The sequence below is a fragment of the Coxiella-like endosymbiont of Rhipicephalus sanguineus genome (genome assembly GCF_018687865.1).
Map to the genome: position 1 here is coordinate 1 of NZ_NIQB01000004.1, position 13,669 is coordinate 13,669.

Sequence of the window (13,669 nt, forward strand, 5' to 3'; positions counted from 1 at the left end):
ATAACGAACAACATTGCAAAGGCCTTGGTGCCACTTACGTGTCGAGCAAACTTATCAATTACGCACATCATTACTTTTGTTTTCGCAGAACTTCAGTCGCTAGTATATAACCACCACCGAGGACGGTTTTAATGAGTTGTGGATTTTTAAGATCTTGCTCAATCTTGTGGCGCAATCAGCTAATTTGAATATCAATACCGTGGTCAAAAGGCTCTGCTGGCCAGTTCTTTGTTAAGTCCAATAATTTATCACGAGTCAGTACGTGCTAGGAACGCCGCACGAGCGTATAGAGTAAATCAAATTCGCCCGTATTTAAGGTAATTTCTAAATTATCCGGCGACATTAGTGGCATTCGGCGGGATCTAATTTCCATTTACAAAACTCATAAACTATTCGGTCGCCAATGGGCCCTCCCCGAGGATATCCGTGCCCATTACTGCGTCGCAATATAGCTTTTATCCACGCTAACAATTCTCTAGAATTAAAGGCTTATTTAAATAAATAATAATCATCCGCCCCTATTTCTATTTCTAACCCTAAAATTCCAGTAAACCTCACTAATAACGGTTGATTGGAACGGTCTAATTCGCGCCGGCATTTTGGCGGCACAACATTAACCTGTCATCCTCAGGCATCATGATATCAAGAATAATCAAATCGACAGAGTGCTTCTTTAAAAGAACTCGAATCTCTTCAACATTTTTTACCAAACTCGTTTAAACCCATGACGCCCAAAAATTGCCCTAAAAGATCGCGAATACCACTGTCGTCATTAACGATAAGGATATGCTGAGACATCTTCATGGAATGAGTATAACATTTCTCCCTTTAGGATAAGCTGAAGAAAAAATTAAATTAAGGGCGAACTCTAGCGCAATCGCATTCCAATTTCCACAGGCAAGTTGACTTCAGCACAACGGGCTTTCTCTTTCTTAGCCTCGAAAGAGAGGAAACGAAATAATCCTGCGGTTCGAGAACTGTTTTTGATTTGATTCCTTCCTCCCAGATTTAAAAATTGCCGTCCTAAAAAAGGTTTCTCGGGTATCTTCGTTTTTGATCTTTTAATCGAGAATTCACTTCATACTCATACCCATACCCATTCTTCTTGATCTCTTCATGAAGAAGGGTCAATAAAGCTATTTTATATTCTTTCAAATCAATTCCATTTCAATTCCATTTTGGATTACAGCACCTATTTTATTTAAAAGCCAAATCAAACCAATAAGCCTTAAGTGGCTTTCTTCAAGGCTTCGCTTTCTTTCCCGGCACTTGTTTTTTTCTGCTAACGTAGATACGTTCAAAAAAATCTCCTTTACACTCGATTTCGTTTTCAATAGACCGAGTGTGCTCTTCAGATTTTTCTCTATAAGCATTTTTAAGGACAGAGGTGGTTAAGGAAGTTAAATATCTACCCCCCGCCGCTAAGCATGGCGAGCATATTCATTGACTTGGGAAGAATCTATTTTTAATATCGAATGGTATTCGTAACAAAAATAATAATCCTGTATATAAAAATGATGAAGAGATAAGCTTTTTAAGAAGCTATAGTATTGTTGGAAAGGAAGAGTTTTTCTATCCCTTGTCAGATTCGAATCAAATCAGGTGACAGTAAAAAAACATGGTCCAAAATATTCCAGTATTAAGGGTACTGATATTCAGTAACGTGTCGTTTATCGCTATTATTAACCACTTTCATTGGTTTTAGGGGATCGTGAATTAATTTTAATCGACCAACCGTCTATTTTGTCACATTCCCATTGGTCCATAATTTCATAATATCATCATAATTTAAGTTACTACATTGAAAAATTGCGGATATCGAAGATTACGAAAAAACCATTTTTGATATTCGGATTCTTCCAGTTGTAAATCATCCAATCTATTCAATTTTGCATTAATCTCAATCAATGTCATGCAATGAACAAGGAAGGCCGCCTATAAAGAGTTTACTCTTTCTCCGAGGAAACGGATAAGGGCCTGATTCAGGCGGTGGTTGAATTTCAAGTTCCCGCTTTTGTCGGTCGTATGCAAAAGTATATAAATCTCTCATGGAAGAGAATTCTATCTTCCAAGCGTATCATTTCTATTTGAATAACTTTGAGTTGGGTAACATTATGTAACAGTTTACTCTTTAGAAAAATTATGGGAATTATTACCGTGATTTAATTCCAAGCCCAACATGATAGACTTATGAACTTATGAAGAAGAATCTTGAAACATTATTGAATCAGGCCATTGAAAAGTTAAAGGCAGAAGGGACATTGAACCCCCATCTCGCTCCAGTACTCAAAGTTACCCATAGCCAGAATCCCCAATATGGCGATTTTACTACTAATTTAGCCTTAATAATGGCGAAAACTGCAGGGCTTAACTCACACGTCCTCGCTGAAAAAATTGTCTATGCTTTACCAGCTTCGTCATATATCTCCAAAGTGGAAATTGCTGGCCCCGGTTTTATCAATTTCTATGTCGCGGAAGGCAGTCATCAGCAAATCATTGCTGCCATTTTAGAAGCCGGACCGCACTATGGTGAGAGTCGGATCGGCCAAGGAAAGCGGGTACACATAGAATTTGTTTCTGCTAATCCAACTGGACCTCTTCATGTCGGTCACGGTCGAGGAGCTGCTTATGGTGCTTGTGTAGCTAACTTATTAAAAACGATCGGTTATAAAGTACATCGCGAATACTACGTTAATGATGCTGGTCGACAAATGGGTATTCTCGCATTAAGTGTCTGGATCCGATATTTACAGCAATATAAAGAGGACATTGCTCTACCTCAAAACGCCTACCAAGGCCAATACATTGTAGATATTGCTTGCGGATTGAAGGATAAATACGCTGATCGTTTCCTTTACTCTAAAGAAATGATCCAGGATTTATTGCCTACCTTGACGCTGAAGCCGACCCCGAGGGCTACCTTGACGCATGGGTGAAATTTCAAAAAGACGTGCTTAAAGAAGACTTCACTGTTATCTTTGATGCGGCACTCGATAATATTTTGGGAGATATTAAAAATGATTTAGAAGAATTTGGCGTTTTTTACGATGAGTGGTTTCCAGAAAGTCGACTCATAAAAAAGAAGTTAATTAAGGAAGCTCTAGATGTTTTATATCAACAAGGTTATTTTTATGAGAAAAATGGCGCGAAATGGTTCCTAGCTACCGCCTTTGGCGATGAAAAAGACCGAGTATTAATTCGCAACAACGGCGTACCAACATATTTTGCGGCCGATATTGCCTATCATCTCTATAAATTTAATCAAGAATATGATCTCATCATCGATATCTTTGGAGCAGATCATCATGGATACATCCCTCGGCTGCGTGCCTTTTTACAAGCTTTAGGAAAATCTCCTGCTAAATTACGAATTCTATTAGTGCAATTCGCCATTCTCTATCGAGGTGACAAGAAAATATCTATGTCAACCCGTGGCGGGACTTTTGTAACTTTGCGAGAATTACGTAAAGAAGTTGGAAATGATGCCGCGCGGTTTTTTTATATTATGCGCAAGCCCGATCAGCATTTGGACTTTGACCTCGAACTAGCAAAGTCCCATTCGAATGAAAATCCTGTTTATTATATTCAATATGCTCATACGCGAATTTGCAGCGTTTTCCGGCAGCTTGATGTGGCTCAAAAAAATGGAACCCTGCAGAAGGAATGGATAATTTATCTTTATTATCAAGCCGTTATGAAAAAGAATTACTAAGTACCTTGTCACGTTATAGAGAAATCATGAATACTGCCGCTATACAACAATCGCCTCATCTGCTTGCTCACTATCTACAAACTCTCGCCAACCAATTTCATGCCTACTACAATGCGGAACGATTCCTCATTGAAAATGATAAATTATGTAATGCGCGATTAAATGTAATTGCTGCTGTGCGCCAAATTATTGTCAACGGTTTAACTCTGTTAGGTGTATCCGCCCCAGAAGAAATGTAGGAGCAAAAAGATGAGCAAAATAACTAAAGTGATTAATGGTTTTGTGATTCCCGCTCTTGTTGTTGATTGTTGTCCTTCTCTTACTGCCTCTAGGTATGAGTTTCTGGGTTAAAAATAATTATTCAAAGCTTTTGAGCCATCTAGGTCAGGTAGACAATATCAATTTAAAACTTGTTAAATTCGAGCGTGGTTGGTTTACTTCCAGCGCACTCATTCAAGTAACTTTACCTCCTACTAATTAAGAATAATTTCCCCCTGCAATTTATGCTCAAGCAACGAATACTTAATGATCCTTACTTGGTAGGAAAAATGGGGGACAAAATAGAATCTATTTAGCTAAAGGCTTGATTTATAACGCGAGCGAGAAACTACCTTATTTCATTTTCCACTCATCGACATTGATCCGTTTCAATAATGCTAACGAGACGACTCTTTATGCCAATCAGATTAATTTCATTACTGGACAACAACAAATTAGTCTTCAGAATTTAGGCTTTAAAGTCAAATATAATCCTAGTGCTTGTCAATTGATTTCTAATTCTTCGGCTAAATCACTGACTATTATATTGAACAAAAAAATAACTTAATAACATTAACATTAAATAACCTTGTACTGCACAACGAATTACAACAAAAAAACTCTTTATGGTACGGACAACGTTCTTTAGAAGCTAACAAACTTAAGAAGCTAACAAACTTATCTATTCCTTAGTTCTCATCAGAAATCTATTCAGATAGAGTACATGGCCTTACAAACCCAGCAAACAACAATTAATGAACAACCGATCTCACTCTTAACGGTCATGCCTACAAGGCTAAAAGTAATCTTTTTGATATCACCCCTTACTAAATATTAAATTGTCGCTCACTCAAATGAATATCACAGCTTTAGGAACTTTAGTGACGACAGCTTTAAATCTCAATCATTCGGGCGCCATAGATACTGAATTCCTCCACCAAATTTATTCTCCCTTTCTAAATGTTTTAAGTCAGGGTACTTTGCTCTCTTTGGAGCAACTCGCCTTTGGTACTAAAGGAAGGTACAGTGACTGTGCATGGAGAACTTCAATTTTTCAAACGAAATTAGGTTACTGATTTAAAAAATATAATGCTGATCGCCAAAGGTAAAACGGAAATAACCATGCTCCTAGCGAGGCTAAAAATAAAATTAAGTCATCTTTATCAAAAGAAAAAAGTAGAAATTGAAGGGCAAGATTTAACGCCAGATCAAGTGGCTAATCAGTAGATCCAATATTGGTTAACCAATAAAAAGCTGATTTAAGTTTCAGATGGCCCAAATGTTAATTTAAAGCTAATTTATGATGGAGGAAAATTATTGATCAATGTATATGCCCTCTTCCTATATACCACCGCAGCAATGACTCGAGATTATCCCCAAAAATCACTTAGTCCCCCGCGTCGTTCGGTCCCAAACTCGTAATTTCCATAATTTTAGTTTCTGGCATCGCCATTACGATTTTTTCTCTCTTCGTTTACACCATTCTGTAAGCAATCCCCCACCTTCCATAAAGGAAATAAAATTACACTTGACTTCCAATGGCTCAAGCATCGGCTTCATCATTGATTCCTGTCAAATTGAAACAATCCCAATTTGGGTTTTATACTCTTCTTCCTAAAATGGAAGTGACAACGCTACTGCCCATGTCACCAACATTATTTGCTAGTCGAACTGTACCTCTTGCCCATTTCATTCTCCAAATTGCTTCATTCAAAATATCACCGACGCCTAACGGCTCAAATCACGACTTAGTCTAAATTTCCCTGCCTACGTTAAAACTTACCACACCCACAGATGGGGATTGGTATGATGGTATGAAATCCGAGTTATGATCGGTCCCTACCCCCCCCCTAAGAAGCCAAACGAACTCAAAGTGAGCTTCAGGCTCAATCCTCAATCCATTAGATAGTTTATTGTTAAAAGCAGTCCCCTAGGCGCTTGAAAACCGGATCCTCTAACCCAATCTATGTGGTGGTATAACCTCTTTTTGAGGTTTGATCAGTGGGGAAATAATAGTGGAACAATTTCGTGGTACTACAATAGTTTCTGTACGTAGGAAAGGCAAAGTTGTCATAGGGGGAGATGGTCAAGTGTCGATGAATGGCACTATTTTAAAAGGCAATGCGCGCAAAGTTCGCTATCTTTATAAAGATAAAGTACTTGCTGGATTTGCTGGAGGCACAGCAGATGCTTTTACCCTATTTGAGCGATTTGAAGAAAAATTAGAACATTATTCGGGCAATTTGACCCGTGCTGCCGTTGAATTAGCCAAAGACTGGCGGACCGATCGGATACTTCGTCGCTTGGAAGCGCTATTGACTGTAGCTGATGCAAAGAAATCGCTTATTATTACGGGACTTGGAGATGTTATCGAACCTGAACAAAGCTTAATGGCGATTGGCTCTGGCGGACTTTATGCCCAAGCTGCAGCAAAATCTTTATTGAATAATACGGATCTAAGTGCACGAGAAATAGTTGAAAAAGCACTTACTATTGCTGCCAAGATTTGTGTTTATACCAACTTTCATTTCACAATCAAAGAGCTCGATAGCGAAACTTAACTTTTCATCAAGCGGATAAAAATTATGACAGATATGACCTCTTCCTCATTAACCTTGAGTAATCCTGAGTTTCAAATGACTATGACTCCACGGGAAATCGTCGCGGAATTGGATAAATTTATCATCGGACAAGATGACGCAAAACGAGCCGTCGCCATTGCTTTGCGCAATCGTTGGCGCCGGATGCAATTGCCAGAAGACTTACGACGGGAAATTTTTCCAAAGAATATTTTAATGATCGGTCCGACAGGTGTGGGTAAAACTGAAATTGCCCGTCGCCTATCCAATTTAGCTGGAGCGCCCTTTATTAAAATCGAAGCCACCAAATTTACCGAAGTGGGTTATGTAGGTCGCGACGTCGAATCGATCGTTCGCGATTTAGTGGACGCTGCGGTAAAAATGACCCGTGAAAAAGCTATTAGACAAGTAAAAAGTTTAGCGGAAGAAGCTACAGAAGAGTGTATATTGGATGCTTTAATTCCGCCTCCACGAGGCGCTTTCCAAGGGGAACCTTCGACTGAAGAAGAAGCAAAGCCGGCCGAAAAAAAAGAATCTGCAACAAGGAACTTATTTCGTAAAAAATTACGTGATGGTGAATTGAACAATAAAGAAATTGAAATTGAAGTTAGCGTTCATCCTTCCTTTGAAATTATGGGCCCCCCGGTATGGAGGAAATGATCAGCCAACTACAAGGAATCATGTCGAATATGTCTAGTCGCCGCACCAAGTCTCGGCGCTTAAAAGTGAAAGATGCCAAACGCATTTTAATCGAAGAAGAAGCGACAAAATTAATCAATGAAGATGAAATTAAATCAAATGCTGTTATGAGTGTGGAACAGAATGGAATTGTCTTCTTGGATGAAATCGACAAAATCGTAAAACGAGAAGGGGCCGTGGGTGCCGATGTTTCGCGTGAAGGTGTCCAACGGGATTTATTACCCCTGGTGGAAGGCAGTACTGTCTTCACGAAATACGGCATGGTGAAAACCGATCATATTTTATTTATTGCTTCCGGTGCCTTTCATATTGCAAAGCCTTCCGACTTAATTCCTGAATTACAAGGTCGTTTCCCGATCCGGGTCGAATTAAAGGCGTTAACGGCCGATGATTTTGTTCGTATCTTAACCGAACCCAAAGCTTCACTGACCGAACAATATGTTGAATTAATGAAAACGGAAAATTTTGGACTATCTTTCACTAAAGATGGCATTAAACGTCTGGCCGAAATCGCATATCAAGTGAATAGTCGTTCCGAAAATATTGGAGCCCGCCGCTTACACACAATTATGGAACGGTTATTAGAAGAAATTTCTTTTGAAGCAACAGGCAAACAAGGAGAGTCAATTACTATCGACGCTACTTATGTTAACAAACAACTCGATAAATTCGTGGAAGACGAAGATTTAAGTCGTTATATTCTTTAAAAGACTAAGTCTTAAAGACTAAGTCTTAAAAATTTTAGTTCCTCTAATTAAATTTTTAATGATTCGAGTTGCAGCAAACAAAAAGAGGCCGATTGTCAGCGTAAATAATCCTAATTGAAGAAAGTGCACGACTGTAAAATGGGTTCATGATTAATGGATCAAGTACCTTGGTGGGATCCAATGCATAATTAGAAAAGAAACTCGCTAATACAACCACAACTCCTGTGTTTAATATTAATAACAACGTTTCCATGCATAAGCTTTACCATCGGATAGGAATCAATTGTCCTATCATCGAAAAAATAATCGGCGCTAATTGATAGACAACCCCCAAAATAGGTTATTATTTTTTTGCGCTCAGCCCCCCCCCGATGCTTGAATATTATTCTGATTATCACAATCATCATTAAACCACCGGCCGCTAATACTAAGTCATCGCTTATAAGTCATCGCTTATTTCCATATGCCGCAAGAGCCAATGTAATGCAGGAAGCAACAACAAAATAATAACGACACCTATTGTCAAACAACGTAACTGAACCGTTCGCGGGGTTCTTGCTTTGCTAAAAATAATCGTATCTTTATCATTTAATCGCTTCCACTGTAACAATAAAACGCCTAACGCCCCGATATTATTAAAGGCTGTTAATATGAAAAACATAGGATAATTAAGTTTTAATTCATAATATCCGGCTAAAGTGAATCCCAAAATAAATCCAATATTCATTCCACTATAATTCCATAAAAATCTGCTCTAGCGCTCGCTAACTTGATCAACTTGATAAAGTTTCAACAAGAAAAGTTTCGACAAGAGCATATTAAGACAGATCACCATCGTGCCGGTCCCAATTAACATGAGAGCAAGTTACCAATAAACACTACCTACTGTTCCATGAGCAAGAACAAGACATGCCATAAGTTGAAATATAATTCCATTACCTACTTTTACGGTAACTAAAATATCTACCCCGAGAAAGCTAGATAATAAATGGGGCACGAAATTATAACCAAAATAAACTCCTGCTCATGTAAGGAATTTTTTCATAAAACTTCTATTTATGCTCGCTACGAGAATTTGAACGCATTTTATAACCGCCTTTCTAGCCTTACTACTAAACTGTGTATCGGCCATTCCGACGCTTTTATTGATAAATTCTACAACACCATCATTCAAGCCCAAAATTTTATCGACATCATAACTTTAGAATTTTTCCGGACATCCGTTATTTAGGCAGCCTGACGTAACGGCCTTTCTCGCTGCTAATGTGGTCGACCAGTGGCAGTCCTATAGAAGGGTTGTATTCCCCCCCCCTCCTTTAGCTCTTTAGATTCTCAAGTGCCGCTTGTTGATTCGGAAGAAACAGACACTGCTTATCTCAAGCAACTTACACTCGAGATATTCAAAAAAAATTTCCCCACGGGACCTCTCAAAATTTACTTCGGTAACACCCGCAGTTGCTTTGATATTCTCAGCGGTTGCGGGGTAATAGCCAACCCAGCTTAATTGACCCCACGAGCTTAAATCATGCCAAAATTATGGTAGTCGATGGTCAGACTCTGATAACAGAGGGTCATAATTTACAAACTGGAGAATATCTAGAAAATTCCGAAATTCATGATGTTAAGTGTGGAATTAAGTGGTTCCGCCACACACTCTGCTGATAGGTTTTCAGATCAATTGTGGCAATTTAATATGCACCCATCAAGGAAAACCTCTTTCATAAGAACAACAGGCCGATAATAAAACTTATTATAAAGGCAAAATAACTAATGATTGTTTAATCCATGGGCCGCTATTACCTGAGATCCCTTCAACGACCGCTGGCGTCTCTGTGATGACAATCGCTCGGCCTGAGTTTAGGATTATTTCCCAAAGGTGCTATTATGCCCGCTAATCAATTGGACATGGCTCGAACTTTATTCTTCCAACATGCCCAGAAAGTAATTCGAATTTCCTAGCAAGATTTAGGTTACAACATATTGGGAACCGATTATTGGTTAGAAGACAATGCGGCGGGAAACGCCATGACGGGCCCTGCTAATTTATTATTGAAAAGCGGCGATGGTTTATTGTTTTGAGTAATTATAAAGCAGAGCATGTTACGCATTCTCTGCGGGCCCAAATGAGTGAAGCGATTGCAAAACAATTAGAATCTCAAACTCACTTTCCAATGATGTGAAATTGACGGAGGTTTCTGAAAAAATCAAAGCTGATATCAGCGCACGTTAAATGCTAAAAGCAGTTGCCTAAAAACCCAAGAAGAAGTTATTAAGCTCTTATGTACCCATTTATACTTAGCACCCTTACGGTTTGATTTTTATGACGAATGGAGCAACCAATATTTAATCTAATCATGCTAAAGTTTGGATTATTGACAATAAAGTCTTTTATGTCGGCTTCCACAATCTTTACCCCAGCAATCTACAGGAATTTGGAGTTATCATTGGTAACCAGGCATTAACTCAACAATTCATTAACGATTATTATGACCAATTGTAGAAATACTCTTCTCGCGCCACAATTTCAGGAAGTGAAGAAGCAGTAAGTTGTTATTTTCTTAACCCACTCCCCTAATCATCTCGTTAGCTTGTCGCCTCTTCACTGGCAAGTTATGATTAACTCATGAATAAAATTGAAAAAACTACCTATTTTGGTTATCAGATCATTCCTGAAAATCAAAAAACAGACAAAGTTAAAAATGTCTTTAAATCGGTTGCAAGCAAGTACGATTTAATGAATGACCTTATGTCATTGGGCATTCATCGATTTTGGAAAGATTTTGCAATTAAACTTTCTCAATTACGTCCTGGTCATCAAGTTCTTGATTTGGCAGGAGGAACCGGCGACCTAGCCAAACGTATCAGCCTCATAATTGGAAATAATGGAACGGTAGTTTTGACAGATATCAATGACGCAATGTTAACAATAGGGAGAAACCGGCTTTTGGATCAAGGTATTTTCCGTAATATTCAATTTATCCAAGCAAATGCGGAAGTACTTCCTTTTCCCAATAATTTTTTCGATCGGATCATCATCGGTTTTGGCTTGCGTAATGTAACAGATAAAATGGCAGCACTTCATTCTATGTATCGGGTTCTAAAGCCAGGAGGACTTGTTACTATCTTAGAGTTCTCAAAACCTCATTCCCCATTGCAGGATCTTTATGATCTCTATTCTTTTAAATTATTACCTTGGTTAGGGAAAAAAGTAGCTAATGATGAAGAAAGTTATCGCTATTTGGTGGAATCGATCCGAATGCATCCCGATCAAAAAAACCTCATCAAAATGATGACTGAGGCGGGATTGGAAGATTGCGATTACCACAATTTAAGTGGCGGTATCGTCGCAGTTCATAGAGGTTATAAATTTTAATGTTCACGTTAGCACTTTCCAGCTTAGAAAAAATAATAAATGCTTATTTACAGTTGGATTCCGACCATGTTCAACGATTATCTCTTTTAGAAAATAAAATTATTAAAGTTCGAATTATTGACTGGAATACTGAATTTTTTATTTTACCTACTAAAAAAGGGTTGCAATTAACTGCCGCCAGAAAAAAAGAGCCTGATACTATTATCTCCGGTACCTTACTAAATCTCTTTAAAACAGGCTGTGCGAAGGGCTCAAGTTCTGCACTATTTAAAAATCAAGTAGAGATTAGCGGAGACACTTGGGTAGGTGAACAAATTCGAGATATTTTGACGGGTATTGATATCGATTGGGAAGAATATTTGTCTAAAATCACTGGCGATATTCTAGCCCATCAAATTGGGCTCCAGATTAGGCGCGCTGCAAATTTCGGGAAATTTGCTCTTAAAGCCTTTAGAATGGAGGTCCAGGATTACTTACAAAATGAATCTCAAATTATGCCGTCTTCAGAAGAGATTGAATTCTTTATTCAATCTGTTACGGATTTGAAACACAATGTCGATCGCGCAGAAGCACGAATTCAGCGGTTGATGATAAAAAGGGATCCGACAGCATGAAATGGCTCTTTCAATTAATTCGGTTAATTCAAATTAATTTAATTCTCATCCGTTATGGCCTCATCCGCCAGTAGTTCGAGAATTACCTCCTTGGCTTCGAATTTTGAGCTATCTCAATCCTTGGAGTTTTACTCAAGAAGATAAACCTCGAGGGGAATCTTTACGCATCATGTTTGAGGAACTCGGCCCTATCTTCGTCAAATTCGGTCAGCTTCTTTCCACGCGGCGCGACCTTTTGCCGGATGACATTGCTGATGAATTAGAAAAATTGCAAGATAGAGTCCCATCTTTTCCAGGCAAAATAGCAAAATCATTAATAGAAACCGCTTATGGTAAATCGGTTAACGAGGTATTTGCTAGTTTTGATGAAAACCCTTTAGCATCTGCTTCCATTGCTCAAGTACACGCAGCCGCGCTACATGATGGAAGCGAGGTTATCGTTAAAGTACTTCGACCACATATAGCACGAACTATTCGGCGTGACATCGCTTTAATGTATCTCGGGGCTAAAATGACACGTAAATTATGGAAACACGGTAAGCGATTGAAGCCGATAGAAATAGTCGCTGAATTTGAGCAAACCATTTATCACGAATTGGATCTCATGCATGAAGCAGCTAATGCCTCTCAATTACGTCGCAATTTTTTAAATTCAGAAAAAATGTATGTTCCTAAAATTTATTGGGATTATGTTCATCACGATGTGATGGTAATGGAACGAATTCATGGAATTCGCATTTCTAATATTGCGGAATTAAAAGCGGCAAATACCAATTTGAAGAAATTGGCAGAATATGGCGTCGAAATCTTTTTCACTCAAGTGTTGCACAATAGTTTTTTTCATGCCGACATGCACCCCGGGAATTTATTTGTTGACGTTAGTGATCCCGAAAACCCTCAATATCTTGGTGTGGATTTTGGTATTATGGGATCTCTTGCCCCTCAAGATCAACGCTACATCGCTGAAAATTTATTAGCCTTTTTTAAACGAGATTATCGACAAGTAGCTGTTTTACACGTAGAGTCTGGTTGGATTTCTGCAAACTCACGTATCGATCAATTTGAAGCAGCCATCCGCACAGTTTGCGAACCTATTTTTGAGAGACCTTTAAAAGATATTTCTTTTGGCAAGTTGTTACTACGATTATTTCAAACCGCTAATCAATTCAATATGGAAATTCAACCTCAATTACTTCTATTACAAAAAACTCTTTTTAACGTTGAAAGCCTTGGTCTTCAGCTTTATCCCGACCTCAATCTTTGGCGAACTGCCAAACCTTTTATTGAACGATGGATGCGTAAACAAAACGGAGTAACGCATTTAATTGAAACAATTGCTAAAGAACTCCCGGCGAGTAGTAAAGCCTTAGCGAAACTGCCGCTCTTGTTTCACAATGTTTTGGATGAAATTAATTTTCGCCAACGTTTAGAGCGCAAAGAACTACCTCCCCTACCTCCTAAAAAACAAAAGCACAGTTTTCTTCTCGGAGCAGGAATTGCTTTTCTGATAAGTGCCCTCAGCAGCTTCTTCATTACTTCAACGACAATCTCTTCTCCCTGGCAATGGAGCGCTTTAGGTCTGGGGGTATTCTTATTCCTAGTGGGTTGGATGCTCTAATGAATGGATCTTGTAACGCATTATGCATCTCGGTCCTAATCCACTGAGATGCTCTGACGCTCATTCTAATTGATAAAAGCCTTCGACTCCCAACTATACCTCTACCCTC

6 protein-coding genes and 3 pseudogenes are annotated in these 13,669 nt (G+C 38.7%); 8 read left to right on the plus strand and 1 reads right to left on the minus strand.

The features are described 5' to 3' along the window. Positions 1-2,198 precede the first annotated feature (2,198 nt). The 5 genes and pseudogenes from argS (at position 2,199) to hslU (ending at position 7,955) form a co-directional block, all read left to right on the plus strand. A pseudogene (argS, locus tag B1F79_RS00365) lies at positions 2,199-3,951 on the plus strand (arginine--tRNA ligase). 62 nt (positions 3,952-4,013) lie between these two features. Then, positions 4,014-4,193, plus strand: coding sequence for a hypothetical protein (locus B1F79_RS06695; RefSeq protein ID WP_372443086.1), 180 nt, complete (start codon positions 4,014-4,016; stop codon positions 4,191-4,193). A gap of 1,315 nt (positions 4,194-5,508) precedes the next feature. After that, positions 5,509-5,727 carry a hypothetical protein gene (locus B1F79_RS00370; protein ID WP_251365539.1) on the plus strand — a complete coding sequence of 73 codons (219 nt, stop codon included), beginning with the start codon at positions 5,509-5,511 and terminating at the stop codon, positions 5,725-5,727. Between the two features lie 258 nt (positions 5,728-5,985). Next, positions 5,986-6,531: an ATP-dependent protease subunit HslV gene (gene hslV, locus B1F79_RS00375; RefSeq protein ID WP_251365540.1), complete on the plus strand. Its 546-nt coding sequence runs from the start codon at positions 5,986-5,988 to the stop codon at positions 6,529-6,531. Positions 6,532-6,606: 75 nt separating this feature from the next. Next, positions 6,607-7,955: pseudogene (gene hslU, locus B1F79_RS00380) on the plus strand (ATP-dependent protease ATPase subunit HslU). A gap of 439 nt (positions 7,956-8,394) precedes the next feature. Here the strand turns inward: hslU and B1F79_RS00385 are convergent. After that, a complete protein-coding gene (locus tag B1F79_RS00385) occupies positions 8,395-8,682 on the minus strand; it encodes a hypothetical protein (RefSeq protein WP_251365541.1) in 288 nt (95 codons plus the stop codon). A 1,896-nt stretch (positions 8,683-10,578) separates the two neighbouring features. Between B1F79_RS00385 and ubiE the strand changes: the two genes are divergently transcribed. The 3 genes and pseudogenes from ubiE (at position 10,579) to ubiB (ending at position 13,560) form a co-directional block, all read left to right on the plus strand. Further along, positions 10,579-11,328: a bifunctional demethylmenaquinone methyltransferase/2-methoxy-6-polyprenyl-1,4-benzoquinol methylase UbiE gene (gene ubiE, locus B1F79_RS00390; protein WP_251365542.1), complete on the plus strand. Its 750-nt coding sequence runs from the start codon at positions 10,579-10,581 to the stop codon at positions 11,326-11,328. Next, positions 11,328-11,942, plus strand: a complete 615-nt coding sequence (locus B1F79_RS00395; protein ID WP_251365543.1) for a ubiquinone biosynthesis accessory factor UbiJ — start codon at positions 11,328-11,330, stop codon at positions 11,940-11,942. Before ubiE ends, B1F79_RS00395 begins: the two co-directional genes overlap by 1 nt. Beyond that, a pseudogene (gene ubiB / locus B1F79_RS00400) lies at positions 11,939-13,560 on the plus strand (ubiquinone biosynthesis regulatory protein kinase UbiB). The gene B1F79_RS00395 and the pseudogene ubiB overlap by 4 nt, the downstream one beginning before the upstream one ends. Positions 13,561-13,669 lie beyond the last annotated feature (109 nt).